Origin of the sequence: Corallococcus sp. BB11-1 (assembly GCF_026626625.1) — a bacterium.
In the GTDB taxonomy this organism is placed as follows: Bacteria; Myxococcota; Myxococcia; order Myxococcales; family Myxococcaceae; genus Corallococcus; species Corallococcus soli.
On the sequence record NZ_JAPNJY010000013.1, the window covers coordinates 260291 to 285134 of the forward strand.

Sequence of the window (24844 nt, forward strand, 5' to 3'; positions counted from 1 at the left end):
CCATGGGCACTGATTCGTACGGGTTGTCGCGCGTCGTGGGTGAGAAGGGCGTGCTGCCGCAGCGCGCCCGCAAGCTGGACCCCTCGCTGCCGTGTCGCGAGGCGGAGATGCTCATCGACGTGGAGAGCCTCAACATCGACGCCGCGTCCTTCAAGCAGATCAAGGACGACGTGGGCGGCGACCCGGGCCGCATCGCCCAGCGCATCCAGGACATCGTGCTGGAGCGCGGCAAGATGCAGAACCCCGTCACCGGCTCCGGCGGCATGCTCATTGGCCGGGTGAAGGAGCTGGGCGCGAAGCACCCCGCCAACGGCGTGCTCAAGCAGGGGGACCGCATCGCCACGCTGGTGAGCCTGACGCTCACGCCGCTCGTCATCGAAGAGGTGAAGGCGGTGCACGCGGACATCGACCGGGTGGACATCCGGGGCCACGCGCTCATCTTCGCGAGCGGCATCTACGCGAAGCTGCCGGAGGACATGCCGGACACGCTGGCGCTCGCGGCGCTGGACGTGTGCGGCGCGCCCGCGCTGGTGGCGCGCTACGTGCGCCCGGGCATGACGGTGGCGGTGCTGGGCGCGGGCAAGAGCGGCGCGCTGTGCCTGGCGCAGGCCCGCCGCAGCCTGGAGAGCCGGGGCAAGCTGCTGGCGCTGGACATCTCCCAGAAGGCGCTGGACGCGCTGTCCGCCATCGGCCTGTGCGACGAGGCGCTGAAGGTGGACGCCACCCAGGGCGTGGACGTGATGGAGGCGGTGCAGAAGGCGACGGGCGGCCCGCTCTGCGACCTGGTGGTGAACTGCGCCAGCGTGGGCAACACGGAGATGGCGTCCCTGCTGTCCGTGAAGGACGGCGGCACGGTCATCTTCTTCTCCATGGCCACCAGCTTCACCACGGCGGCCCTGGGCGCGGAGGGCGTGGGCAAGGACGTCACCATGCTGGTGGGCAATGGGTACGTCCCTGGCCACGCGGCCCTCACGCTGGACCTCTTGCGCACCGAACCGTCGCTGCGCCAGCTGTTCGAAGCGCGCTACGTCTAGGGCTTGAGGAAGGCCGTGTGCACGGCCTTCAGCAGCGGGTCCTTCTGGCCCTCCGGGGCCTTCGGGAAGTGGCCCTGGTTGATGGTCCAGATGATGCCGCCGCCCAGGCCCAGCTCGCGCGCCCAGCGCCCCTTCTCCGTGACGGACGGGATGTCCTCATAGGAGATGTAGTTGCACGCCTGCGGGCCGAACGCCGTGGGGTGGCTGAGGTAGGGCACCCGCGCCTCCTTGTCCCAGCGGTAGGCCTCCGGCAGGTGGTAGTATGTTTGGATGTTGAAGTAGCTCATCGCGTTGTCGCTCTTCTCCTCCACCACGCCTGGCCGGCCGTCCAGCGGCGTGCGCGGCTCCGTGACGCCCTTCCAGCAGGTGCCGAAGAAGCCGATGCCCACGCCGATGCGCTGCGCCGGCACGCCCGCGTCCAGGAAGGCCTTCACGGAACTGGAGACGGAGGTGGGGTGGTGGCCGCCCTCGCCGAACAGCGCGCTGGAGTGCCAGCTGTCCCATTGTCCATGGTGGCCGTTCATGTTGTAGGACATGATGTTCATCTGGTCGACGCGGGCCAGGAGTTCTTTGTGGAAGTCCACGGCCTCCTTGTTGAGCGGGAAGTTGGTGTTCACCCAGCCCACGGGCACCGTGAGGAAGATCTTCTCGTCCGCGGCGCGCAGGTCGTCCAGCAGCGCGAGCAGAGGGGGGCCGTCCTCCGGCAGCTCGATGGGCTCCCAGTCCACGTCCACGCCGTCGTAGCCCAGCTCGCGCATGACCCGGATGATGTTCAGCGCCAGGTTGCGGCGCTTCTCCACCGTCTCCGTCGCACTCCTGAAACCGTTGTGCGCGCCCTCACCGCCCAGCATCAGCAGGGCCTTCTTGCCCGCATTGTGTGCCCGCTGCGCCAGAGCCTTTGCAATCAGGGGGCCTTCGTGGTCGGAGACGTCGAAGTTCGTCGTGAGCGTGCCGTCAATGCCCGGAACGATGCGCCCCATCACCACGTGCGTAAGGAGCGACATGTCCACCGTGTCCACCGGATACAGGTCTTTCTGGTAGCCCGTCCAATAGCCCATCACCCAGCTGGTCGGAGCCCCGCCGGCACGCGGCCTCACCGGCTGAGAGGTGCGCACGCAGGGGCCCTCGCCCAACTCGTTGGCCGCGCAGACCGTGAAGTGGTACGGGATGCCGTTGAGGAGCCCTGGGATGAGAGCGCCCGACACCGGCGCGTTCACCGTCACCGTCGCGCCTCCCGGCTCCGCCGTCACCTTGAAGTACGTCAGCGGCTGGCCGCCGTAGCTCGCGGGCGCCAGCCAGCTCACGTACGCCTGGGCATTGCCAGCCGTGGGAACCACGGAGCGCGGCTGCCCCGGGACGGTGGGGTTCGGGATGCTCATGCCCGCCTGCGGCGTCACGAGTTCCGTCTCCGAGGAGGACTTGCCCTCTCCGAACGCGTTCACCGCCGCGACCTTGAACACGTAGGTGAGGCCGTTGTTGAGCCCCCGGATCATCGCCTGCGTGTCAGGCGCCGTCACCAGGGCACCACCGCACTCGGGCACGCAGCGGACCACGTAGTACAGCAGTGGGCTGCCGCCATCCTTGGGAGGCACCGTCCACGTCACCAGCGCGGAGCCATCCGCAGGCTGCGCGACGACCTGCTTCGGAGCCTCGGGCGGGCCATCCTCCGGTTTAGCCGGGCCCCCTCCGAGTCCAAAGTCACACCCACCCAGCATCACAGCCACGGTCAATCCCACCCACAACCGCGCTGGCACCGCTCGAGGCTTGTTCATCCCAGGGCCCCCCTTGTGATGGCCCGGGGGCGATATGGGGTCAGACCCCGTGTGTGAGTCAATGCTCAATAGAAAACAATGGCTGTTTTAGATGTCATCGGATGTTCATATTAAGCTGCCTAATCATGCATTCCCGGGCAGTCGCGAATGAGGTGCGTTGGGAGGCCGGCAGGTGAGTGTGCCGGCAGGGGAACTCAGCGGATTCGCGCGGTCGGCGAGACCCCTGGGGAGGTCTGGGATGCCTCGGGGACGGCGGGGGCCACGGGGGCGACAGGCGCCTGGGTGCGCGCCCAATCCTCGGCGGAGCGACCGCTGGCATCGCGCAGGGCAGGGGAGGCGCCCTGGTGGCGGAGCTGGTCGGCGACCTCGTCCCGGCCGAAGAGGACGGCGAACATCAGCGCCGTCTGTCCCAGGCCGTTAGCCTGGTCCACCGTGCAGGGCTGGGAGGCCAGCAGCTTCACCACGTCCGCGTGGCCCTTGAAGGCGGCGCCCATGAGCGCGGTGTTGCCCCGGTTGTCGCCCGCGCAGGCGTCGGCCCCGGCGGCGAGCAGCGCCGTCACCGTCCCTGTATGTCCATGGTAGGCGGCGAGGATGAGGGGGGAGAAGCCCCGCGCGTCCCGGGCCTCCACCGGCGTGCCGGCCTTCACGAGCCCGGCGACGATGTCGGTTTCACCCTCGCGCGCGGCGGCGAGCAGGTAGCGCTCCGCCTCGCTGGTGGCGAGCAGCCGCCCGGCGGGCGCGGGCGCACGCAGTGACAGCCAGGCGGCGGTCAGCAGCGCACCCACCAGCACCAGCAATCCGAACGAACCGAGCAGCAGCTTGCGAACCATGAGGGCGTCTCCAGGAAGGGGCCCCCGCCCCGGGTGGATCGGGGCAGGGGATGGGGTGGACCGCGACTGACCTAGCGCGCGGCGAGCGGGGCGATGGCGGCCTTCGCGTCGTCCAGCTTCACGTTGACGGCCTTGGCCAGCCGCGTGCCGTAGTCCGCGTTGGCCGAATAGAAGAAGCCGACCATGCGCGCCTTGACCTTCGCGTCACGCACGAGGCCCAGGTCGCTGGCCAGGTTCTTCACCAGCCGCTCCTTGCCGCCCGCGTCCAGCGACGCGTAGAAGGCGCCCGCCTGCGAGAAGTTGTCCGTCTTGTCGATGGCCTTCTGCTGCGTGGTGCCAGCGAGGGGCGCGTTGGACAGGAGCGCCGCGGGCGTGTCCTGCGTCTCCCGGGTGACGCTGGGCTCGTAGTTCACGTCCGACTTCGTGTTGGACGCGTTCAGCGCGCCACCCTGGCTGTTGTTGTTCACCGGCGCCTTCGCGCGGTTCACGGCCAGCTGCAGGTAGTTGGCGCCAATGCGGTAGCGCTGCGTGTCCGCGTAGGAGAAGAGGCGACCCTGCAGCAGCCGGTCCTCGGACGGCTCGATGCCCGGCGGCGTCACGCCCGGGGAGAAGGCGGCCTGCTCCGTCTCCTCGAAGAAGTTGTCCGGCATCTTGTTGAGCGTGAACTTGCCCAGCTTCACCGGGGGCAGCTTGTCCTTGGGCCACTCCTTCGTCGCGTCCAGCGGATCAAACGCGAAGCCGTCCAGGTCCTTCGGATCCAACACCTGCACGCTCAGCTCCCACGAGGGGAACTTGCCCTGCTGGATGTTCGTATAGAGGTCCTGCGTCGCGTGCTGGAAGTCCATGCCGCCCAGCTTCGTGGCCTCCTCCGCCGTGAGGCTCTTCACGCCCTGCTGCGACTTCCAGTTGAACTTGACGTACTTCACCTCGCCCTTGGCGTTGACGAACTTGAAGGCGTGCACGCCGTTGCCGTCCATCTGCCGGTAGCTCGCCGGGATGCCCAGATCCGAATAGACCTGGGTGAGCATGTGCGTGGACTCGGGCTGGTGGCTGAAGAAGTCGAAGAAGCGGTTCGGGTCCTGCCGGTTGGTGACGGGCGACGGCTTCAGCGAGTGCACCATGTCCGGGAACTTGATGGCGTCACGGATGAAGAAGATGGGCAGGTTGTTGCCGACCAGGTCCCAGTTGCCCTCGTCCGTGTAGAACTTCAGCGCGAAGCCGCGCGGATCGCGCAGCGTCTCCGGCGAGCCGCCCGGGTGGATGACCGTGGAGAAGCGCACGAACATCGGCGTCGTCTTGCCCTTCTTCGAGAACACCGACGCGCGCGTCAGCTGGGAGAAGTCCCCATAGCTCTCGAAGGCGCCGTAGGCGCCCACGCCGCGCGCGTGCACCACGCGCTCCGGGATGCGCTCCCGGTCGAAGCGGGCCAGCTTCTCGATGAGGGCGAAGTCCTCCAGGAGCACGCCGCCCCGGGGGCCGGCCGTCTTGGAGCTCTGGTTCGTCCCCAGCGGCGCGCCGGAGTCCGTGGTGATGGGGGGCGGATTGCCGGCCGCCAGGGCGGGGGTGCCAGACAGCAGGACCGCGAGCAGCAGGGAGCGACGGTTCAAGTGAACTCCTGGGTTTGCGGGAAACACGGGCCCGGACAGAGCACGTCCTGTGCCGGCCCGAAGAGTCGAGTGATTCCAGCGGCTTGGATATCTGGGAGGTTTGCACTCACCGTCAGGACGGTGTTTTCACCGGGATTTCGGTAGGACAAATCACCGCCCTGGCGGTGTTTTGGCCAGCACCGATAGTCCGGTGTGGACGGCGCCGTTCTTCCGGGGCGGTCGTTGACGCCCTTGGTCCAAGGACCGCAAGCCGTGCTGCTTCTCGCCATTCAAGAGGCGCGCTGCGGCATCACTCCCGAGGTGGCGGGCGCCCGGGTTCTTGAGCCCAAGGGGGCGGGGCTCGGGTAGGGTGCGCGCATGTCAGGCCCGTTTATCGACGACGCGCGGATTGCCGAGGCGCGCAAGCTGGCGGACGAGATCGTCAATCCGATCTTCGACCTCATCCAACACAACACCACCGTCTCCAATGAGCGCACCGTGCTGCGCTTCTTCGGTCTGTCCGGGGCAGGGGCGCGCGGCGTGCCGCTCGCCAACCTCATGGTGGACAAGCTGAAGGCGGCGGGCGTGCTCAACCGGGGCGCCGCGTACTGGTATGGCCGGGCGCTGCAGCTGGGCGCCAAGAGCCCGCTGGAGGCGGTGGAGCGCCTCACGGCGCTGCCCACGGACAAGATGGGCGCGCTGTCGCCGGAGATGGAGGCCAACCTGCGCGACGAGGTGCGCGCCGAAGCCCGCGAGGCGATGGCGGAGCTCAAGTCGCGCATCGCCCAGCGCAACGCGCTCCGCGAGCAGTTCCCCATGTCGCCCGCGCCGCACAAGTACGTCATCGTCGCCACCGGCAACATCTACGACGACGTGGATCAGGCCCGGGCCGCCGCCCAGGCGGGCGCGGACGTCATCGCCGTCATCCGCTCCACGGCGCAGTCGCTGCTGGACTACGTGCCGCACGGCGCGACGACGGAGGGCTACGGCGGCACCTACGCCACCCAGGAGAACTTCCGCGTGATGCGCGAGGCCCTGGACGACGAGAGCCGCAAGCTCAAGCGCTACATCCAGCTCACCAACTACTCGTCCGGCCTGTGCATGTCGGAGATCGCCTTCTGCGCGGCGTACGAGCGGCTGGACATGCTGCTCAACGACGCGATGTACGGAATCCTGTTCCGCGACATCAACATGCGCCGCACGTTCATCGACCAGTACTTCAGCCGCCGCATCTGCGCCCTGGCCGGCATCATCATCAACACCGGCGAGGACAACTACATCACCACGGCGGACGCGTACGACGCGGCCCACACGGTCATCGCCAGCCAGTTCATCAACGAGTGCTTCGCCAAGCGCGCGGGCCTCAAGGACTGGCAGCTGGGCATCGGGCACTCGTACGAGATTGATCCGTACCGCGACGACACGCTCCTGCTGGAGCTGTCGCAGGCGATGCTGGTGCGCCGCTGCTTCCCGGACGCGCCGCTCAAGTACATGCCGCCCACCAAGCACAAGGAGACGGACATCTTCTTCAGCCACGCGTACGACGTGATGGCGGACCTGGTGGCCATCTGGACGCGGCAGGGCATCCAGCTGCTGGGGATGATGACGGAGGCCATGCACACGCCGCTGCTCGCGGACCGGTACGTGGCGCTCAAGTCCGCGTCGTACATCCACCGCGCGGCGCGCGGCATCGACGAGGAGTTCACCGTCCGCGAGGACGGGAAGATCGCCAACCGGGCGCGCGAGGTGTTCGCCAACGCGGAGCAGCTGCTGCGCGAGTGCCATGCCGAGGGCATGGTGGCCGCCATCGGCAAGGGCCGCTTCGGCGACGTCAAGCGCGAGGAGACCGGTGGCAAGGGCCTGGACGGCGTGGTGCCGAAGGCTCCGGATTACTTCAACCCGTTCCTTGAAATGCTGGAGGCGTCATGATCGCCAGTACCCTGCTGACTGTGATGTTGGCCGCGGGCGGTTCCGCGGATGCGCTGACGAACGTGTCGGTGAAGAACGTGTCGCTGAAGGCCCCGGCGGCGTGGACGCGCTCGACCACCGAGGGCTCGGAGAAGTTCCTGGCGCCTTCCGGGGATGCCTACTTCCTGGTGGACGTGGGCGCGGTGCAGACCGCGGGCATGAAGGCGGAGGTCTGCCGCCAGAAGATCCTCGCGAGCATCGGCGGCACCAGCTGGACCATGGTGAAGGTGGGCGGTCAGCCGGCGGCCTTCAAGTCGGACACGGACGCGGCGCCGGACGGCAGCGGCAACGTGGACACGGTGACGTACGTGGGGTGCAACGGGAAGACGACGTGGTCGGTGGTCTTCTACATGGAACAGGGCAAGAAGGACCGTTTCGCCGCGGTGGCCGAGAAGGTGGGCACCAGCGTGACGTTCACCCCGCCCAAGGGAAAGTAAGCCGATGGTGAAGCCGAGCAAGCAGATCATCCGCCCCTACGGCGACCGGCGCGACGACGGCATGGTGCAGCTGTCGTTCACCCTGCCGGTGCCCCTGTCGGAGAAGGCGAAGGAGGCCGCCGCCCAGTTCACGAAGCAGATGGGCTTCACCGACGTGAAGGTGGCGGCCGCCGAGCGCGCGGCGGACCAGTACACGTTCTTCGTCGTCTACGCGCGCTCCGCTGTGTCGCTGGACTACGCGGAGATCGACGTGCCGGAGGTCGTGGTGCGCAAGATGGGGTTCAACGACCTCAACGCGCTCATCAAGGAGAAGGTGGGCCGCCGCATCGTCGTCTTCGGCGCGTGCACCGGCACGGACACGCACACGGTGGGCATCGACGCCATCCTGAACATGAAGGGCTACGCGGGCGACTACGGCCTGGAGCGCTACCCGGGCTTCGAGGCCTTCAACCTGGGCAGCCAGGTGCCGAACGAGGACCTCATCAAGCGCTCGATGGCGAAGCAGGCGGACGCCATCCTCGTGTCCCAGGTCGTCACCCAGCGCGACGTGCACAAGGACAACTCGCGCCAGTTCATTGACGCGGCGAAGGCGGCGGGCATCCACGGCAAGACGCTGCTCCTGCTGGGCGGGCCGCGCGTGGACCACAAGCTGGCGCTGGAGCTGGGCTTCGACGCGGGCTTCGGCGCGGGCACGAAGCCGTCCGACGTGGCGAACTACATCGTGCACGCGGTGTTGAAGAAAGAGGGCAAGGAGTCCCAGGACTCCCACTACCAGGGGGAACCCACGTGAGCACTGGCGTGAAGGCGGTACTGCGGCTGCGCATGGGCAGCCATGACGCGCACTACGGCGGCAACCTGGTGGACGGGGCGAGGATGCTCGGCCTGTTCGGCGACGTGGCGACCGAGCTGTGCATCCGCTCGGACGGGGATGAGGGCCTGTTCCGCGCCTATGACGCCGTGGAGTTCCTGGCGCCGGTCTACGCGGGCGACTTCATCGAGGCCGAGGGTGAGATCGTCAGCATGGGCAACTCGTCGCGGAAGATGCGCTTCGAGGCGCGCAAGGTCATCCGTCCGCGCCCGGACGTGAACGACTCCGCGGCGGACGTGCTGCCGGAGGCCATCGTCGTGTGCCGCGCGACGGGCACGTGCGTGGTGCCGAAGGACAAGCAGCGGGGGCAGAAGTGAGCGCGCCCATGCTGATCACCGCGGCCATGGTGGGCGCGGAGACGACGCGCGAGCAGACGCCGTACCTGCCCATCACCGCGGAGGAGATCGCGGAGGACGCGGTGAAGTGCCGCGAGGCGGGCGCCGCGATGGTGCACCTGCACGTGCGCACGGCGGACGGCAAGCCGTCCCAGGACGCGGAGCTGTTCCGCGCGGCCATCCGGGCCATCCGCAAGCGCACAGACGTGCTCATCCAGACGTCCACGGGCGGCGCGGTGGGCATGGACGTGGACGAGCGCTGCGGCGCGCTCACGCTCACCGGCGCGGACCGGCCGGACATGGCCACGCTCACGACGGGCACGGTGAACTTCGGGGAAGAGGTTTTCTGGAACCCCAGGCCGCTGGTGCGCGACATCGCGAAGCGCATCCGCGCCATCGGCCTGCGGCCGGAGCTGGAGTGCTTCGACGTGGGGATGATCGACGAGGCGCGCTACCTGGCGAAGGAGGGCCTGGTGGAGCTGCCGGCGCACTTCGACTTCGTGCTGGGCGTGCCGGGCACGTTGCAGGCGCGGCCGGAGGTGCTGGACTTCATGATCGCCTCGCTGCCGGAGGGCTGCACCTGGACGGTGGCGGGCGTGGGCCGCCAGCAGCTCCCGTTCGTGGACGAGGCCGCGAAGCGCGGCGGCAACGCGCGCGTGGGCCTGGAGGACAACATCTACCTGTCCAAGGGCGTGCTCGCGAAGGGCAACCATGAGCTGGTGGCGGAGGCCGCGAAGCGCGCCCGTGCCCACGGTCGTGAAATCGCGACCCCCGAGCAGGCCCGGCAGCTCCTGCGCCTGGGCTGAGCCGGTTCGACGTGAACGCGCGGCCCGGGTGCGGTGGACGCCCCGGGCCTTCGTGTTTCCAGGGGCTCACGCTGCCCACGCCCAGCCCACGTGGCCGTCGGGCCGCACCAACATCCCTCCCACCCCCTGGAGCTCCTCGCGGCCGGTGGGGGCCCGCGCGCGCAGGTGCATGACGTTCGACGGCCATCCTGGTTCCCAGCGGGGCGGGGTGCGTGGCTGCTCGCGCAGGCCCAGCGACAGCCACCGGCCCGGGTGCAGCGCGGAGTAGAGCGGCACGTCCGTGCCGTCGTCCTGGCGGAGCTCCAGATCAACCAGCCGGCGTCCGCTCCATCCGGGCAGCAGCGGGGTGTCCACCTGGGGTTCCGGGACGTCCAGCGCCCGGTAGCCCACGTCGAGCGCGCTGATGGCGTCAGCGAACTCCCGGTTGAGCTTCGGTGCCCGCAGCAGCTCGCTCATCATCGCGCGCAGGGCCAGGGTCTCCTGCGTGGCGCCCATGAGCGCGGTCTGCGCCAGCGTGTTGCGGATGAGCGCATCGCCCACGGGACGTCGCTCGCGCGAGTAGCTGTCCAGCAGCGCGTCCGGCGCGCCGTCCTTCACCACCGCCGCGAGCTTCCACCCCAGGTTCATCGCGTCCTGGAGGCCGACGTTGAGCCCCTGGCCGCCGGCTGGAAAGTGCATGTGCGCGGCATCCCCCGCGAGCAGCACGCGTCCGTCGCGATACCGGTCCGCGAGCCGCGTCTCGTTGCCGAAGCGGGACAGCCACCGGGGATCCTTCATCCCGAAGTCCGTGCCGGCGATGCGCGAGCAGCTCTCCCGCAGCTCGTCCAGCGTGACGGGCTCCCGGAGCGGCGCGGCTTCCCGGAGCGGATCATTGATGACGATGCGATGGACGCCCGGGGCCATGGGCACCACCATCACGCCACCGTGAGGGTTCACGATGCCGATGGCTGGGTGCGTGGGCGGCGCGCCGAGCACCACGTCCCCCAGCACCGCCGTGCGCGTCACCTCCGTCCCCGGGAACGGGATGCCCGCCAGCCTCCGCACCGCGCTCCGGGCGCCGTCCGCTCCCACCACGAAGCGCGCGCGCCGCCGGAACGCCCCTGCGTCCGACGTACCCTCCAGCTCCACGCCCTCCTCGTCCTGGCGCAGCGCCTCCACGGTATGGCCCCGGAGCACGGCCACGCCCAGCTCCCGGGCCCGCGCCTCCAGCAGCGCCTCCGTCACGGCCTGCGGGATGAACAGCGTGTAGGGGAAGCGCGTGTCCAGCACGCTGAAGTCCAGGCGCGTGTCCAGCATCGCGAAGTGCCCGGTGGGCAGCGGCCGTCCCCGCTCCAGGAACCGCGCTTCCATTCCGCGCAGCGCCAGCACCTCCAGCGAACGCGGATGCAGCGTCAGGGCCCGCGACTCGCGCACGGGCTCCGCGCGCCGCTCCAGCACCTGGACGCGCACCCCCGCCAGCGCCAGCTCGCACGCCAGCAGCAGCCCGGTGGGACCGCCTCCCACCACGGCGACATCAAGGACCTCCGCCATGAACGACCTCCTGCCCGAAGGCTTAAACTAACGTTGTTAGGGATCATCTAACGGTGTTAGTTTGTCAAGTCAGCGAGGGATGGCCGGGGCATGCGAATCCAGCGGGAGCAGGTGGTGCGGGCGGCGTGGACGCTGCTGGATGAGGCGGGCCTGGAGGGCCTGACGATGCGCCTGCTGGCGAAGGCGCTCTCCATCCAGGCGCCGTCGCTCTACTGGCACTTCCCGGGCAAGCAGGCCCTGCTGGACGCGATGGCGGACACGTTGATCCAGGACGTGGCGCGGACGCTGACGGCGGACTCGCCCTGGGAGACGGTGGTGCGCACCCTGGCGGGGGACCTGCGGCGCGCGTTCCTCCAGCACCGGGATGGCGCCCGCGTCTACGCCGGCACCTTCGTCGTGTCCGAGCACACGCTGCGCGTCAGCGACACCGTCATCGGCTCGCTGGGCCGGGCGGGGCTGGGGCCGCGCGAGGCGGGCTGGGCGACGTTCACCGTGCTCGACTACGTGCTGGGCTTCACCATCGAGGAGCAGGGGTTCACCGCGCAGGGCGCGGAGACGGCGGAGCGGGCAGGGGCCCTGCGGGAGCTGGCCTCGGCGCGCTACCCCCACGCGGCCGGCGCGGTGGGCGCCATCCTCGACCGCGACTTCGACCGCCGCTTCGACTTCGGCCTGGAGCTGCTCGTCGCCGGGATTCGCGCACGGCTGCCGGCTCCGTAGCGAAGAGAGGGGCCTGACGGCCCGCGCCATGAGCGCGCGTCCCGGGGCTTCGCGTCAGGCCGCTGGCTCCGGAGTGGAGCGCTCCGTCAGGAACAATGCTCCCGGTTCGTCACGCTGCCCGGCACGCAGCCCTTCCCCGACACCTGCCCGTCATCGCCGCTGTCCGCTCCGGACGGCTCGGGCATCATGCCGCGCATCGCTCCCGGCCTGACGGGAGCCCACGAGGAGTCCTCGGCGATGGACACGGAGCTGCAAGGCAAGGGTGTGCTGGTGACGGGCGGCGCGGGCGGCATCGGCTCGGCGGTGGTGCGGGCGTTCGCGGGTGAGGGCGCGAAGGTGGCGGTGCACTACCACCGGAGCCAGGAGCAGGCGGCGGCGCTCGCGCGCGAGGTGGGGGGCGCGTCGGTGCGCGCGGACCTCACGGTGGAGGCGGACGTGGACGCGCTGGTGCCCGCCGCGGTGAAGGTCCTGGGCCGGCTGGACGTGCTCGTCTGCAACACGGGCGTGTGGCCCGCGCCGGATGAGCCCGTGTGGAAGATGTCCCTGGAGCGCTGGCGCCGCACGCTGGCGGAGAACCTGGACAGCGTGTTCCTGAGCTGCCGCGCGTTCCTGCGCCACGTGGAGACCACCGGCACGGGCACCATCGTCATCATCAGCTCCACTGCGGGCCTCTTCGGTGAGGCGGGCCACACGGACTACGCGGCGGCGAAGGGCGCGCTCGCGAGCGGCTTCGTCAAGAGCCTGAAGAACGAGCTGCACCGCATCGCGCCCATGGGCCGCGTCAACGTGGTGTGCCCCGGCTGGACGGCGGTGGACCGCAACCGCGACAAGCTGGGGGATCCGAAGTTCGTCGGCCGCGTCACGCGGACGATGCCGCTGCGCAAGGTGGGGCAGCCAGAGGACGTGGCGCGGGTGGTGGTGACGCTCGCGTCGGACCGCATCTCCGGACACGTGACGGGAGAGGTCGTCACGGTGGCGGGGGGCATGGAAGGCAGGGTGCTGCATGAAGGCTGACGTGGACGTGCGGACGTACAACCGCGAGGCGTGGAACGGCGAGGTGGGCCGAGGCAACAGGTGGACCCTGCCCGTGTCGCCGGAGGCCGTCGCCGCCGCGCGCAAGGGCGACTGGAGCGTGGTGCTCACGCCCACGAAGCCCGTGCCGCGCGAGTGGTTCGGGGAGCTGGCGGGCAAGGACGTGCTGGGGCTCGCGAGCGCGGGCGGTCAGCAGTGTCCGGTGCTCGCGGCGGCGGGGGCGCGCGTCACCGTGTTCGACAACTCGCCCGCGCAGCTCGGGCAGGACCGGCAGGTGGCCGAGCGCGAGGGCCTGACGCTGAAGCTCGTGGAGGGCGACATGAAGGACCTGTCCGCCTTCGCCGACGGAAGCTTCGACCTCATCTTCCACCCGTGCTCCAACTGCTTCGTGGACGCCATCCTGCCCGTGTGGCGCGAGGCCTTCCGCGTGCTGCGGCCCGGCGGCGCGCTCCTGGCGGGCATCTGCAACCCGGTCCGCTACCTGTTCGATCCGGCGCAGGAGGAGCAGGGCGTGCTGCGGCTCAAGTACAAGATGCCGTACTCGGACTTCACCAGCCTCACCGACGAGGAGCGCCGCCGCTACACCGACAAGGCCGAGCCCATGTGCGTGGGGCACTCGCTGGAGGATCAACTGGGCGGACAGCTGGCCGCGGGCTTCGTGCTCACCCACCTCTTCGAGGACACGTTCGAGGAGCAGGACCTGCTCTCCAAGTACCTGCCCACGTTCATGGCCACGCGCGCGGTGAAGCCGCCAATGCGTCCGTGATGCGGATGTGCGTTGCGCTCCGGCGCTGAAAACGCCTACAGGGGTGGGGTCCGGGTCCGCCCGGACATCCCCCCTTTGTAGGAGTCACCCATGAAGTGGTCCCTGAATCTCTCCGCCCTGCTGCTCGCGGGCGTTTCCGTTCTTGGTCTGGGCTGTGAGGGCGCGGGTGCGCGCGATCCGCTGAACGCCATCGAGGCGGGCGCGCAGGTGTCCGTGGAGCCTCGGCTCGCGCAGGTGGAGCAGGGCGCGGTGGGCGACACGTTCCTGCGCTGCACGCAGCCGCAGGACGGTTCGTACCTGGAGGTCGTGCAGACGGCGACGGGCTACGAGGCGGCCACGGTGACGGAGGCGTACGACCCGTGGGATTGCCGCTGCACGTACCTGAAGCGCGTGGTGCTGGGGCAGTACACCCGCTGCAACCGCTCCACGGTGGACCCGCGCATCCTGAACTGCTTCCGCATCGAGCCTGGCGGCACGACGGGCAAGGTGGTGCTGTCCACCACGCGCGTCCAGAAGACGCAGATGGTCATCGGTGGCACGCAGACGGTGTCGTACTCGGAGCTGAGCATCGCGGCCATCAACCAGGACCCGGGCCAGACGCCGCGCAAGGACTTCACCTACACCCTGTCGGACTGCCAGTAGTCCCGGCCGTCCGGAGCGGGATTTAACCTTCCGCCGGCTCCGGGGTTCTTGAGGACAGGCGCGACGGAAGCAGGCCTGCCCGGCTGCCTTCCGTCGCGCTTCCGACCCGAACCTGGAGTCCACCACCATGTCGCTGAAGTCCATTCTTCGCGGTACCGCCGTCGCCACGCTGCTGTTCGCCGTGCCCGTGCTCGCGCAGACAGCCCCCACGCCCGAGTCCGCGCCCCAGAAGTCCGGCCCGTGCGAGAAGGGCCACCGTGGCAAGCACGGCGGTGGTGGCCACAAGTTCGGCCGCATGGAGAAGCGGCTGGACAGGCAGGTCGCCGAGGGCCGCCTCTCCCAGGCCCAGGCCGACGGCTTCAAGGCCGAAGCCAGGGCGCTGCATGAGGAGATGAAGGCCGCCCGCGCCGCCGCCAACGGCCAGGTGGATGAAGCCCAGCGCTCGCAGTTCAAGGAGCGCCGCCGCGCGCTGAAGGAGAAGATCAAGGCGGCGCTGGCGCCCACGCAGCAGGGCGCCTGAGGTTCGCGGTGGCTGGGGCGCGTGACGAAGGGGACCGGTTGGCGCAGACTGACCGGGCCCCCTGTCGCCGGGAGTCCCCATGGTTCGCTGTCTCCTCGTCGCGGTGGTGGTCCTGGCCGCTGGCTGCCGCGCGCACTCGGGCGTGACGCCCGCCACGGAGGCGAAGGTCGCTGCCCCGGCCGAGGCCGAGAAGCCGATCACGCTGGTGTCGGACGAAGAGCTGCTGCGCGTGCAGAAGCGCGCCCGCTACATCGTCGCCTCTGAAAAGGGCGCCATCCGCGCCACGGCTCTGCTGCTGAAGCGGCCGGACCTGGACCGCGCGCGGATGAACTGGTTCTTCACGGTGCCGCGCGGGAACGCCTGGTACACCGTCTTCGGGCGCTTCGACCCCGAGGACACGTTCGTCCCGGCCTACGCGTACCGCGCGCCCATCGAGTTCTCCGCCGAGATGGAGGACTTCCCCGTGGCCTCGCTCCCCGAGGGGATGGACGCCGTGGCGCGGGCCGTGAGCGCGGCCAGCGAGCGCGTCTACCAGGTGCATGGGCGCAAGCAGTTGAACCCCGTCGTGGTAGAGGAGGACGACGCCATCACCGTCTACGTGCTCCAGGGCTTCGACGACACGAGCCTGTACCTGCTGGGCGGCGACTTCCGCTTCCGCTTCAGCAAGGACGGCCGCCAGAAGCTCCAGGAGCTGCCCCTGCACCAGGGCCTCATCCCCGTGTCCATCGCGCCGGATGGCGACGGCGAGCGGCCGGCCTTCTCCGCGCACGCGCACGTGCTCTTCCCGGGCCCCATGGAGACGGAGCTCGCGCTGGTGATGCTCTACCCCGTGCTGGGCGGCCTGTTCGTGGGCGCGTCGGATCAGGACTGCATCTACGCGCTGTCACCCGACGGCACCATCCGCGCGGTGCGCCTGAGTCGCGAGGAGATCCTGCGGGAGCTGCGCTCGGATGGCACCTTCGCGCCGCCGTCGTCCCTGGTGCCCTCGAAGGAGGACGGGGACGCGGGCGTGGTGCTCTGAACACCTCCTGCCGTCGCACTGTTGAGCTTCGACCATCCCCTCCACCTGGGCCCCCTGGGGCGTGGGTGGGGAGTGCCTAGAGTGCCGCGCCTCATGTGGCCGCAGGCGCGTGGCTTGCGGTCACGGACACCCGACAGGAGGACGTGATGGCCTTGCAGAACGACTACCAGGACGTGCTGGACGTGGCGAAGAACGTGGGCGCCAAGGTCGAGACCCGTGAGGAAGGCGGCAAGCTCATTATCAAGGGCACGGTGGACCACGCCTTCGACCGCGATCGCATGTGGGATCAGATCAAGGCGAAGCACCCGAAGTGGAGCGAGGAGATCATGGTCAACCTGACCGTGACCCACGCGGAGCCCTACGGCATCCACACCGTGAAGTCGGGCGACACGCTGGGCAAGCTGGCCCGCGACATCTACGGCGACGCGAAGCTGTACCCGAAGATCTTCGAGCTCAACAAGGACCAGCTCAAGGACCCGGACAAGATCCAGGTGGGCCAGAAGCTCAAGCTGCCGCCGAAGACGATCGTCAACGTGGCGTAGTCACGCCCCAGGTCGGCGGTGGCCTTCCGCGCGGCTTCACGGAAGGCGACCGTCGGCACCGGGGTGGTGCTTCACACCGGGGAGATCTCCCGGCGGCGGAAGGGGCGTTCCACGCGCTTGTTCGCGGTGCGCTTGAGCGCGCGGGCGAGCAGCCGGCGCGTGTCGCGCGGATCCACCACGTCGTCCACCATGGCCATCGCGGCGGTGCGCTCAATGCGGATGTGAGGGCGCAGGCCTTCGGCCAGCTCCTTCTTCATCGCGGCGGCGGCCTCCGGGCTCTCCGCGCTCTGGAGCACCTTGCGCGCGGCGATGGACACCATGCCCTCCGGGCCCATCACGGCGATCTCCGCGCCCGGCCACGCGACCAGCAGGTCCGGTTCGAAGGCCCGGCCGTTCATCACGTAATAGCCCGCGCCGTAGCCCTTGCGCACGACGACGGTGAACTTGGGCACGGTGGCGCTGGCGGTCGCGTACATCATCTTCGCGCCGTGGCGGATGATGCCCTGCTGCTCCACCTTGGTGCCCACCATGAAGCCGGGCACGTCCTGGAGGAAGAGCAGGGGGATGTTGAAGGCGTCGCACAGGTTGATGAAGCGCGCCGCCTTGTCCGCCGCGTTCACGTCCAGGATGCCGCCCAGCTGCATGGAGTTGTTCGCGACGATGCCCAGCGGGTAGCCGTCAATGCGCGCCAGGCCCGTGATGAGGTTGCGCGCCCAGCGCGGCTTCATGGGGAAGAACTTCCGGTCATCCACCAGCGACAGGATGACCTTGTGCATGTCGAACGCCTGGCGCGGGCTCTCCGGCACCACCTTGAGCAGGTCCTCGTCGCGGCGATCAAACGGGTCGCTGGTGGGGCGGCGCGGCGGCTTGTCCTCGCAGTGGGACGGGAAGAAGCCCAGGTATTCGCGCACGGCGGCCAGGCAGGTGGCGTCGTCCGGGTACTCCGCGTCCGCGACGCCGGACAGCTCGTTGTGCACCTTCGCGCCGCCCAGCTCCTCCTCCGTGACCTTCTCGCCCACGGTGGACTCGACGAGGTACGGCCCGCCAATGGCCAGCGAGCTGGTGCCCTTCACCATGGGGAGGAAGTCCGCGAGGCCGGGGATGTAGGCCGTGCCGGCGGCGCCGGGGCCCACCATGGCGGCGACCTGCGGAATCACGCCGCTCATCACCACCTGCTCACGGAAGAGGTAGCCGGTGTCCGCGAAGCTCGCGATGCGCCGGGGGTCGATGCCCGCGCTCGCGTCCAGCCGCGCGCCGGCCGAGTCCACCAGCCACACCATGGGGATGCGGCTCCTCAGCGCGATGTCGCGGAGCCGCGCCACCTTGCGCTCGCCAATCTCACCAATGGAGCCGCCATACACAGTGAAGTCGTAGACTGCGGCGGCCACCGGGCGGCCGTCGATTTCACCCGTGCCGGTGATGACGCCGTCGGCGGGGGAGGGCTGGCCCTGCTCTTCGTCCGGCAGGTTGCCATGGTGCGCGGCGAGCAGACCCAGCTCCTCGAAGGTGCCGGGATCGAAGAGGAGCTTCAGGCGCTCGCGCGCGGTGAGCTTCCCCTTCGCGTGCTGACGCTCGATGCGTTCAGGACCTCCCATGCCCTCGTTGCGCTGGCGCTGCTCGGCGAGCTTCTCCACGCGTTCGGTCATCTTCATGGCGGCGCACTCCCTGGATTGATTCTAGAATCAATCAAAGCAGGGGTGAGGGCCGGCAGGAAGGGGAGAAGTGGGGAGGGTCAGGCCGTGCGCAGGCGTTCGGCCCAGGCGAAGTAGGCGCCCCGGGGGTCTTCGAGCGGGTCGCGGAAGAGGGCGCGGATGTCGGCGATGTCCACCTGGCCGGAGTCGAAGGCGCGGTAGAGGCTGTCGCCCAGCAGGTAGCCGAGCGCGTGGCTGACGCCATGGAAGAGGCGGTCGCGGCGCAGGGGCAGCAGCTTCACGGCCTCCTCCGGCGCTTCACCCTCCGTGGCCTTGTGGGCCAGGACGAAGGCGGCGATCTGCCGCTCCAGGCCCCGGGCCTCGCCGAAGCGCTTGGCCCACTCCGCCACGTTGATGCAGGTGCGGCGCGGGTTGACGAGCTTGGAGCCGAAGAAGCCCAGGGCCTCCTCCAGGCAGCGGGCGTAGAAGGCCTCGGACGCGCCGCGCGGGGCGTCCATGGCGTCGCCCACGGCGCAGTGGCGCACGAAGTGGGCGGCCTCCTCGGCGGCGTGGTTGAGCGACAGCGACGCGAGGTATGCCGTGCGCGCCCGGGGGATGTAGCTGCTCTCCCGCGACAGGAGGTGCTTGCGCAGCTGGGACACCTCCGCCTGGGTGAAGCGGCCGCGCCGCCGGATGCGGGCGAGCACGTCCCCGTCCGCCGCCGTCGTCACCTCCACCGAATCCAGCCCGCGGCCCACCGGCACGCCCGCGAGCCGACCGATGAGCTCCGCCATCTCCCGGAAGCGCTCCGCGGCGCTGCGGTCCATCAGCGGCGCGTCGTCGCCTTCGGCCTCCAGGTAGTCCAGGAAGCTCTGCTGGCAGAGGACGGGCGAGGCGTTCATCAGGCACAGGGCGCCGTCGGCCAGCTCCACCGCCTCCGCGGCGCCCAGGCGGCCCTCGCGGGCGAGGCGCCACCAGAGGCCTTCGGCGTTCTGGTAGACGACGAGCCCCCGGCGCGGGTGGGTGTCTCCCAGGGCGCGCTCCACCTGGGCGGGCAGGTGGCAGGGGGCGGCGTGGAACTGGCCCACCAGCACCATCACCAGCGGGACGTCCTCCGCGCGGGCCACCCGGGCGATGCGCTCCGCGGCGAAGGCGTCACGCAGCGCGAGCGAACGTTCTCCCTGGGCGCGCCGGTCGATGGCGGCCACCGACAGCTTGTGGCGCTTCGCGAAGCCGAGCACGGCGCGGATGCCGGCACCCGGGCCGAAGCCCGTGGTGGGGCCATGGCCCAGCCGGGACAGCAGGGTGCGCTCCGGCAGGCGTCCCGCGAGGTACGCGTCCAGCGCGGCCTGGTGACGGCCTTCCACGCATTCGAGCGCCAGCACGACGCGCCGCCCGGACGCGAGCGCGCGCTCGGCGAGGTCCAGGTACGTCTGCTGGGCCAGGGGCAGCGTGTGGTAGTCGCCGACGTAGACGAGGTCCGACGCCGCGATGCGCTGGTGCACGTGCGAGACGGGCACGACGCGCTGGTAGGTGTTCGTGCGACGCCGGTAGCGCGCCTCGTAGGCACGGAAGGCGTCGGTGCGGCCTTCCACCACCCGGGCAATCTGGGCGCGTTGGCGGCGGAAGAGGGCGAGGTGAAGGGCAAGCGACGCGCGCATGGAGCGGAGGCAACGTCGCACGCGCTTCCGGGGGCGGCAAAAAATCAGCGGGAGGGAACGGGGGTGGCTTGCTTGACTCGAATGGCCCTGCAACGGACCATCGTCGGCAATCTTGCTGACCGTTCTTCCTCGCACGCTCATCCTCTGTGCCGTGGTGTTCGTCGCGGCCCCCGTCCACGCGCAAGAGCCCGCGCTGTTGCACGCCTCGCCGCCGCGCGCGGAGGCCCGCCAGGCCCTCCAGTTGGACGCGACGCTGGTGGACGGCGGCAAGGTGCTGGAGGTCTTCGTCCGCTATCGCGGCCCGGGTGAGCCGTACATCCAGGTCCCGATGGAACGGCAGTACGGAGACCTGTACCGCGCGGAGCTCCCCGCCGAACACATGGTGGCGCCCGGCGTGGAGTACTACGTCGAGGCGTCGATGGTGGACGGGGCGCGCACGCCCCTGTTCATGTCCGCGCTTCGCCCCGCGCGCGTCAAGGTCGGAGAGCAGCCCCCAGCGCCGGTGGCGTCTGGTTCGTCCAGGGCGGGCTCCCGGGCTGAGACGTCCAGGAGCACGCCGGACATCGATGCCTTCACGCCGCCGTCGGGCGCGAATGACGATGACGCCGCGCCCGCGGCCAGGGCAGGGACGCCGCCGCCGCCTCCGTCGCGGGGCGGTGCCGTGGATTCGAGGACGGGGACAGGCACGCCCTCGGATGCGCGAGCCCCGACGCGCGCGGAGGCCTCCGACCCGCGTGCCGCGAACGGTCGCGATGGCGGCGATTCGCGAGCCCCCGGTCGCACGGACAGTCCCGATGCTCGCGCTTCGGGTCGTGTGGACGGCACCGACGCTCGCGCTTCGGGTCGTGGGGATGGCACGGACGCTCGCGCTTCGGGTCGGACTGACAGCTCCGACCCTCGCGCCCCGGCGCGCGCGAACAGTCCGGACTCCCGTGGCCCGTCGCGTCCGGAGGCCTCCACCCGCACGGACTCCCGGTCCTCCTCCTCGACCTCGCGCCCTTCGGAGTCGGACGACGCGATGGCCGCGCTCAACGCGGACCTCCCCGCCGACGCCCGCGACAGCGCCTCCCGCCCGGGCACCACCGCCGCGTCGCGCGATGCCGGAGCCAGGGGCCCCACGGCGATGGACGACGACCTGGCGCTCTACAGCGCGGAGGACGTGCTCGCGGTGACGACGCTCCAGGAGGAGGCGGTGCGCACCGTCCCGGCCATTGGCGCGTCGTTCAGCCGCGCGCAGATGATCGCGCTGGGCGCGCGCACGGTGGCGGACGTGCTGGACGTGGTGCCGGGCGTGTCCGTCAGCCGCGACGTGCAGGGCTTCCACCGCACCGCCATCCGGGGCCAGCGCAACGACGCGGAGGTGCTCTTCCTCCTGGACGGCCACCGCCTCAACAACTTCTTCGACGGCAAGGCGCTGATGAACCTGCCGGTGGAGAACCTGGAGCGCATCGAGGTCATCCGCGGTCCCGGCTCCGCCATCTACGGCGCGGGCGCCTTCCTGGGCGTGGTCAACCTGGTCACGAACCACGCCGACGGCGTGCGCGGCGCGGTCACCACGGGCGGGGTTCCCCGCGACGACGGTCGGCTCGCGCTCGCGACGGACGGGCACCTGTCCGCCGCGCACACCACGGGCGACCTGCGCCTGTTCATGGACGTGGACCTGTGGAGCCAGGAGGGCGACTCGCTCGTCATCGACCACGACGCGCTGGACGCGGAGTCCGTGGACCAGGGCCTGCGCAACATCGAGGACCCCGCGGGCCGCACGCGCGACGGGCGCTTCTTCGTCAACGTGGGCGGAGGCATCTCCTACGGCCTGGACAGCGCCGGCCGCGTGGGGGTCTCCGCGCGCTACCTCGCGGAGAAGCGCGACGCCCTGGTGGGCCTGTTCGACACCGTGGGCGAGGACTCGCAGCTGTCGTGGGACGTGCTGCTCGCGGACCTCACCTGGGACCGCCCCCTGGGCGACGGAGGGCAGGTGCGCGCGCGGTTCGGGTTTGATCAGCAGACCACCGACCGCCTCTTCCAGCTCACGCCCCCTGACTTCCGCACCGGAGACGGCCCCGACCAGCGCTTCCCGGACGGCCTCCAGGAAGAGACGCGCGTCACCGTGCGCACCGTGACGGCGTCGGTGGACGCGGACCTCGCGCTCGCGAAGGACAACCGCCTCACCCTGGGCCTCGTCGCCGAACAGCAGTCCCTGGCCAACTACGGGTACACGACGAACTACACGCTCGACGGCCGCTTGCGCCCCAGCCCCACCGCCCCGGAGGGGCTGGTGGACCTGACCGAGCTGGCGGATGGCGCGGCCTCCCGCCGCCTCAACCTGGGCGTGTCCGCGCAGGACCAGTGGACCGTCCTCTCCGCGCTGACGCTCACCTTCGGCCTGCGCGTGGACGCCACCCAGCTGCCCAACGTGGACGCGGCGGGGGCGCTCGACGGCCGCAAGACGGTGGTGCGCGTCAACCCGCGCGTGGGCCTGGTCATCGCCGCGTCGGACGCGCTGGTGCTCAAGGCCCTCTATGGCCGCGCCTTCCGTCCGCCCACGCCGCAGGAGCTGGTCGAGCGCATCCCCGACACCGACTACAACCAGGGCCGCTTCGAGGGAAACCCCCTGCTGCAGCCCACCACGGTGGACACCTTCGAGCTGGGCGCGGACCTCATCCAGGCCGCCGGTGACACCCGCGTGCGGGTGCGCGGCAACGCCTTCCTGCAGAACTTCTCCTCGCCCATCACCCCGGTGGACACCAGCGGCAACATCGTGCCGCTGCGCAACCGCGAGCTGGGCGTGCGCGTGTACGGCGTGGAGGCGGAGGCGCGGCTGGAGGCGTCGAAGCGCGCCGCCGCGTGGGTGAACGCCAGCCTGTCGCGCGCGCAGGACCTGGAGCTGCCGGGCCAGTCCCGCCTGCTCACGGACGTGCCCCAGGCGCGCTTCAACGCCGGCGTGTCCATGCCCCTGGGGGACTGGATGAACCTGGACGTGGTGGTGCGCTCCGGCGCCGAGCGCCGCAACAACAGCCGCTCCACGCTGGAGCTCATCCGCCGCTACAAGATCCCCGCCTACAGCCTCATCACCGCGCAGCTGCGCTCCGAGCCCATCCTGGAGCACTTCGAGGTGACGCTCTTCGCGCAGAACCTCTTCGACCACGACCTGCGCGACGACGTGCCCCGCCCGGACCGTCTCACCGGACTGCTGCCGCGCGAGGGCGTGTCCGGCTACCTCACCCTGAGGGCCTTCTACTGATGGACCGCCGCTTCCTCGCCGCCGCGCTCGCCGGGCTCACGCTGCTGCCCGGGTGTCTTGCATACAACGATTCCTGCGCCCCGCTGGTGGACGACCCCGACGCCGTCGTCGGCTACGTGGGCGAGGAGGTCTACCTGGACAAGACCTTCACCCGGCACGACAACAACGCGCTGGGGCAGCTGGCCGCGGACGCCTTCCTCCACGCCGAGGACGGCGCGGCGAAGCCCACCGAGCTGGGCATCATCAACGGCGGCTCGCTGCGCGACGAGGGGCTGTGCGTCACCCGCACGTCCCTGCGCTCGGGGCCGCTCTCCAACGGCGTGCTCCATGAGGTGATGCTCTTCGAGAACCTCGTGGTGACGGTGGACCTCACGGAGAAGCAGCTCGTGGCCCTCTTCGAGCACTCGGTGGCGACGCTGGCCACGGAAGGGCAGGCCATCGTGTCGCCCTCGGGCGCGTTCCTCCAGGTGTCCGACGGCACCACCCTGCGCGTGGACTGCGCCCGTCCCTCCGGCCAGCGCGTGAAGGAGCTGCGCGTGCGCGGCCGCACGGTGTCCCTGCCCGCGCGCGAGGACGAATCCATCCGCTACCGCGTGGCGATGTCCGCGTTCGTGCTGGAGGGGGGCGACGGCTACGGCAGCATCCTGGGCAACGCGGGGCAGGACCCGGACCGCAACCCGGTGCAGGCGCGCAGGCTGGGAGGCACGGACACCAACCTCACGGCGGCCTACATGAAGAACACGTACCCCAGCCCGGTCCAGGCGCTGAAGGAGGCCCCGCGCGTCATCTTCGAGAACTGCGCCCGGCCCGCCAGACCCGCTCCGCGCTGAAAAGCCAGCAGCACGAAGCAGGACCTCGAGGGCCGGGGCGAGGGGACGGACGCCTCCGCTACGTCTTGGAGGGCTCGTCCGGGGAGGCCGGGGCGCTGGCCACCACCGCCGCAGGAGCGGCAGCGGGGGCCTGGGCCACGGCGGCCACCTGCCGCGGGGGCAGGGGGCCGAGCACGTCGTTCATCGAGGGCATCCGACGGATGTCGGCGCGGGCCACCTTCCACGCCTGCTGGACGATCCACGAGAGGGAACGGTCCTGCCGGTTCGCCTCACGCTGGATCTCCTCCAGCATCTCCTCGGGGAAGTAGAGCGACTGCTTGCGATGATCCGTGGTGGCCATTGCCGGGGCTACTCCTCGCGAGGGTCCTGGCGTTCGTCGCCAGTGACGTCGTTGACGGCAGGGAATGACTTGATGCGCTCGCGGGCGATCTTCCAGGCCTGCTGCACCACCCATGAGAGGGAACGGTCCTGCCGGTTCGCCTCCTCCTGGATCTCCTTCAGCATCTCCTCGGGGAAGTACAGCGACTGCTTGCGCTTGTCGGTGCCTGCCATACCTGGGTCTCCGGGGCGGATTCGAGGTGACGACCTGAACACACCGGAGCGGTTATCCGACAGACTCCCTGAAGGGTCAACGGTTTCGGAGCACTCGTGCGTGCGCGCGGACGCTGAACGCTCCGCTTCCGACATTGCGCGGCCCCTCCAGGAGCGCCCAGGCGGCAAAGAAGGAGGAGGGGCGGAAAAAAGGAAACGCCCCGGCCTCCACGAGGGAAGCCGGGGCGTTTCGGAAAGAGGGACCGCCAGGAGCGAATCTCCAAGCGGCCCCGTGGGCCCAGAGGGGGAGGGGGGGGACCCCTAGGCCCAACACCATGAAGTCCAGAACGTCCGACCAACATCCACGGGGCGCCGTTCTATTTCCGCCCCGCGACCGCCGGTTGTGGGGATCATGCCAACCGCTCCCCACACCTTCCTGCCACCGGCGACTCTGTAACCCGGTCATCCGTGGGTGCATTCCTTCGCCGCCGCCATGCCCCGTGCTTCTCCTGAAGTCCCGCCGCTGGCCGCCCTGCTCGCCCGC

The 24844-nt window shown here is 70.1% G+C and carries 23 protein-coding genes; 15 read left to right on the forward strand and 8 right to left on the reverse strand.

All coding sequences use genetic code 11. From position 1 onward, the window contains the following. Nucleotides 1-2 precede the first annotated feature (2 nt). A complete protein-coding gene (locus OV207_RS12650) occupies nt 3-1034 on the forward strand; it encodes an L-erythro-3,5-diaminohexanoate dehydrogenase (protein WP_267555300.1) in 1032 nt (343 codons plus the stop codon). Here the strand turns inward: OV207_RS12650 and OV207_RS12655 are convergent. The 3 genes from OV207_RS12655 to OV207_RS12665 form a co-directional block, all read right to left on the reverse strand. Beyond that, nucleotides 1031-2806, reverse strand: a complete 1776-nt coding sequence (locus OV207_RS12655; protein ID WP_267555302.1) for a glycosyl hydrolase family 18 protein — start codon at nt 2804-2806, stop codon at nt 1031-1033. The genes OV207_RS12650 and OV207_RS12655 overlap by 4 nt on opposite strands. A 194-nt stretch (nt 2807-3000) precedes the next feature. Beyond that, entirely contained in the window at nt 3001-3636 is a 636-nt protein-coding gene (locus OV207_RS12660; protein ID WP_267555303.1) for an ankyrin repeat domain-containing protein, read from the reverse strand. 71 nt (nt 3637-3707) lie between these two features. After that, nucleotides 3708-5243, reverse strand: coding sequence for a catalase (locus OV207_RS12665; protein WP_324291523.1), 1536 nt, complete (start codon nt 5241-5243; stop codon nt 3708-3710). Nucleotides 5244-5600: 357 nt separating this feature from the next. Between OV207_RS12665 and OV207_RS12670 the strand changes: the two genes are divergently transcribed. From OV207_RS12670 to OV207_RS12690, 5 genes are read left to right on the forward strand one after another with little or no spacing between them, the layout of a single operon-like run. Next, nucleotides 5601-7151 (forward strand): lysine 5,6-aminomutase subunit alpha, encoded by a 1551-nt coding sequence (locus OV207_RS12670; protein WP_267555305.1) that lies wholly within the window; start codon nt 5601-5603, stop codon nt 7149-7151. Next, the gene (locus tag OV207_RS12675) at nt 7148-7627 is read left to right on the forward strand and encodes a hypothetical protein (protein ID WP_193348431.1); all 480 of its coding nucleotides are present in this window, start codon (nt 7148-7150) and stop codon (nt 7625-7627) included. Before OV207_RS12670 ends, OV207_RS12675 begins: the two co-directional genes overlap by 4 nt. Before the next feature lie 4 nt (nt 7628-7631). Then, nucleotides 7632-8417 (forward strand): OAM dimerization domain-containing protein, encoded by a 786-nt coding sequence (locus OV207_RS12680; RefSeq protein WP_193348432.1) that lies wholly within the window; start codon nt 7632-7634, stop codon nt 8415-8417. Between the two features lie 8 nt (nt 8418-8425). After that, on the forward strand, nt 8426-8812 hold the full coding sequence (locus tag OV207_RS12685) for a hotdog fold domain-containing protein (RefSeq protein ID WP_120535165.1): 387 nt from the start codon (nt 8426-8428) through the stop codon (nt 8810-8812). 8 nt (nt 8813-8820) lie between these two features. After that, complete coding sequence (locus OV207_RS12690) at nt 8821-9636, forward strand: 3-keto-5-aminohexanoate cleavage protein (protein WP_227027157.1); 816 nt, start codon at nt 8821-8823, stop codon at nt 9634-9636. Nucleotides 9637-9702: 66 nt separating this feature from the next. Here OV207_RS12690 and OV207_RS12695 read toward each other — a convergent pair whose 3' ends face one another. Further along, nucleotides 9703-11166: an FAD-dependent monooxygenase gene (locus OV207_RS12695; RefSeq protein ID WP_267555307.1), complete on the reverse strand. Its 1464-nt coding sequence runs from the start codon at nt 11164-11166 to the stop codon at nt 9703-9705. Nucleotides 11167-11256: 90 nt separating this feature from the next. On the opposite strand from OV207_RS12695, the gene OV207_RS12700 reads away from it, so the two are divergent. The 7 genes from OV207_RS12700 (at nt 11257) to OV207_RS12730 (ending at nt 16406) form a co-directional block, all read left to right on the forward strand. Beyond that, complete coding sequence (locus OV207_RS12700; protein ID WP_267555309.1) at nt 11257-11883, forward strand: TetR/AcrR family transcriptional regulator C-terminal domain-containing protein; 627 nt, start codon at nt 11257-11259, stop codon at nt 11881-11883. Between the two features lie 237 nt (nt 11884-12120). Next, entirely contained in the window at nt 12121-12897 is a 777-nt protein-coding gene (locus tag OV207_RS12705; RefSeq protein ID WP_267555347.1) for an SDR family NAD(P)-dependent oxidoreductase, read from the forward strand. After that, on the forward strand, nt 12887-13681 hold the full coding sequence (locus OV207_RS12710; protein ID WP_267555311.1) for a class I SAM-dependent methyltransferase: 795 nt from the start codon (nt 12887-12889) through the stop codon (nt 13679-13681). The genes OV207_RS12705 and OV207_RS12710 overlap by 11 nt, the downstream gene beginning before the upstream one ends. A gap of 90 nt (nt 13682-13771) precedes the next feature. Continuing rightward, the gene (locus tag OV207_RS12715; protein ID WP_267555313.1) at nt 13772-14323 is read left to right on the forward strand and encodes a hypothetical protein; all 552 of its coding nucleotides are present in this window, start codon (nt 13772-13774) and stop codon (nt 14321-14323) included. Between the two features lie 127 nt (nt 14324-14450). After that, on the forward strand, nt 14451-14843 hold the full coding sequence (locus OV207_RS12720) for a hypothetical protein (RefSeq protein ID WP_267555315.1): 393 nt from the start codon (nt 14451-14453) through the stop codon (nt 14841-14843). Between the two features lie 79 nt (nt 14844-14922). Continuing rightward, the gene (locus tag OV207_RS12725; protein ID WP_267555317.1) at nt 14923-15864 is read left to right on the forward strand and encodes a hypothetical protein; all 942 of its coding nucleotides are present in this window, start codon (nt 14923-14925) and stop codon (nt 15862-15864) included. Between the two features lie 146 nt (nt 15865-16010). Next, complete coding sequence (locus OV207_RS12730; RefSeq protein WP_267555319.1) at nt 16011-16406, forward strand: LysM peptidoglycan-binding domain-containing protein; 396 nt, start codon at nt 16011-16013, stop codon at nt 16404-16406. A gap of 71 nt (nt 16407-16477) precedes the next feature. Here OV207_RS12730 and OV207_RS12735 read toward each other — a convergent pair whose 3' ends face one another. Both OV207_RS12735 and OV207_RS12740 read right to left on the reverse strand, forming a co-directional pair. Beyond that, nucleotides 16478-18058 (reverse strand): acyl-CoA carboxylase subunit beta, encoded by a 1581-nt coding sequence (locus OV207_RS12735; protein WP_267555321.1) that lies wholly within the window; start codon nt 18056-18058, stop codon nt 16478-16480. Between the two features lie 80 nt (nt 18059-18138). Continuing rightward, the gene (locus OV207_RS12740) at nt 18139-19698 is read right to left on the reverse strand and encodes a ChaN family lipoprotein (RefSeq protein ID WP_267555323.1); all 1560 of its coding nucleotides are present in this window, start codon (nt 19696-19698) and stop codon (nt 18139-18141) included. A 112-nt stretch (nt 19699-19810) separates the two neighbouring features. Between OV207_RS12740 and OV207_RS12745 the strand changes: the two genes are divergently transcribed. Both OV207_RS12745 and OV207_RS12750 read left to right on the forward strand, forming a co-directional pair. After that, nucleotides 19811-22939: a TonB-dependent receptor plug domain-containing protein gene (locus OV207_RS12745; RefSeq protein WP_267555325.1), complete on the forward strand. Its 3129-nt coding sequence runs from the start codon at nt 19811-19813 to the stop codon at nt 22937-22939. Beyond that, complete coding sequence (locus tag OV207_RS12750) at nt 22939-23769, forward strand: 5'-nucleotidase C-terminal domain-containing protein (protein ID WP_267555326.1); 831 nt, start codon at nt 22939-22941, stop codon at nt 23767-23769. The genes OV207_RS12745 and OV207_RS12750 overlap by 1 nt, the downstream gene beginning before the upstream one ends. Nucleotides 23770-23827: 58 nt before the next feature. On the opposite strand, the gene OV207_RS12755 is transcribed toward OV207_RS12750, so the two are convergent. Together OV207_RS12755 and OV207_RS12760 are read right to left on the reverse strand one after the other, a co-directional pair. Then, nucleotides 23828-24109, reverse strand: coding sequence for a TIGR04563 family protein (locus tag OV207_RS12755; RefSeq protein WP_193348445.1), 282 nt, complete (start codon nt 24107-24109; stop codon nt 23828-23830). 8 nt (nt 24110-24117) lie between these two features. After that, nucleotides 24118-24321, reverse strand: a complete 204-nt coding sequence (locus OV207_RS12760) for a TIGR04563 family protein (RefSeq protein ID WP_015350409.1) — start codon at nt 24319-24321, stop codon at nt 24118-24120. Between the last annotated feature and the right edge of the window lie 523 nt (nt 24322-24844).

Excerpts from the sequence above, each read along its gene's own strand:
- OV207_RS12650 (WP_267555300.1), top strand. The coding sequence starts at position 3 with ATGGGCACTGATTCGTACGGGTTGTCGCGCGTCGTGGGTGAGAAGGGC.
- OV207_RS12655 (WP_267555302.1), bottom strand. The coding sequence starts at position 2,806 with ATGAACAAGCCTCGAGCGGTGCCAGCGCGGTTGTGGGTGGGATTGACC.
- OV207_RS12660 (WP_267555303.1), bottom strand. The coding sequence starts at position 3,636 with ATGGTTCGCAAGCTGCTGCTCGGTTCGTTCGGATTGCTGGTGCTGGTG.
- OV207_RS12670 (WP_267555305.1), top strand. The coding sequence starts at position 5,601 with ATGTCAGGCCCGTTTATCGACGACGCGCGGATTGCCGAGGCGCGCAAG.
- OV207_RS12675 (WP_193348431.1), top strand. The coding sequence starts at position 7,148 with ATGATCGCCAGTACCCTGCTGACTGTGATGTTGGCCGCGGGCGGTTCC.
- OV207_RS12680 (WP_193348432.1), top strand. The coding sequence starts at position 7,632 with ATGGTGAAGCCGAGCAAGCAGATCATCCGCCCCTACGGCGACCGGCGC.
- OV207_RS12690 (WP_227027157.1), top strand. The coding sequence starts at position 8,821 with ATGCTGATCACCGCGGCCATGGTGGGCGCGGAGACGACGCGCGAGCAG.
- OV207_RS12695 (WP_267555307.1), bottom strand. The coding sequence starts at position 11,166 with ATGGCGGAGGTCCTTGATGTCGCCGTGGTGGGAGGCGGTCCCACCGGG.
- OV207_RS12700 (WP_267555309.1), top strand. The coding sequence starts at position 11,257 with ATGCGAATCCAGCGGGAGCAGGTGGTGCGGGCGGCGTGGACGCTGCTG.
- OV207_RS12705 (WP_267555347.1), top strand. The coding sequence starts at position 12,121 with ATGGACACGGAGCTGCAAGGCAAGGGTGTGCTGGTGACGGGCGGCGCG.
- OV207_RS12710 (WP_267555311.1), top strand. The coding sequence starts at position 12,887 with ATGAAGGCTGACGTGGACGTGCGGACGTACAACCGCGAGGCGTGGAAC.
- OV207_RS12715 (WP_267555313.1), top strand. The coding sequence starts at position 13,772 with ATGAAGTGGTCCCTGAATCTCTCCGCCCTGCTGCTCGCGGGCGTTTCC.
- OV207_RS12720 (WP_267555315.1), top strand. The coding sequence starts at position 14,451 with ATGTCGCTGAAGTCCATTCTTCGCGGTACCGCCGTCGCCACGCTGCTG.
- OV207_RS12725 (WP_267555317.1), top strand. The coding sequence starts at position 14,923 with ATGGTTCGCTGTCTCCTCGTCGCGGTGGTGGTCCTGGCCGCTGGCTGC.
- OV207_RS12730 (WP_267555319.1), top strand. The coding sequence starts at position 16,011 with ATGGCCTTGCAGAACGACTACCAGGACGTGCTGGACGTGGCGAAGAAC.
- OV207_RS12735 (WP_267555321.1), bottom strand. The coding sequence starts at position 18,058 with ATGAAGATGACCGAACGCGTGGAGAAGCTCGCCGAGCAGCGCCAGCGC.
- OV207_RS12740 (WP_267555323.1), bottom strand. The coding sequence starts at position 19,698 with ATGCGCGCGTCGCTTGCCCTTCACCTCGCCCTCTTCCGCCGCCAACGC.
- OV207_RS12750 (WP_267555326.1), top strand. The coding sequence starts at position 22,939 with ATGGACCGCCGCTTCCTCGCCGCCGCGCTCGCCGGGCTCACGCTGCTG.
- OV207_RS12755 (WP_193348445.1), bottom strand. The coding sequence starts at position 24,109 with ATGGCCACCACGGATCATCGCAAGCAGTCGCTCTACTTCCCCGAGGAG.
- OV207_RS12760 (WP_015350409.1), bottom strand. The coding sequence starts at position 24,321 with ATGGCAGGCACCGACAAGCGCAAGCAGTCGCTGTACTTCCCCGAGGAG.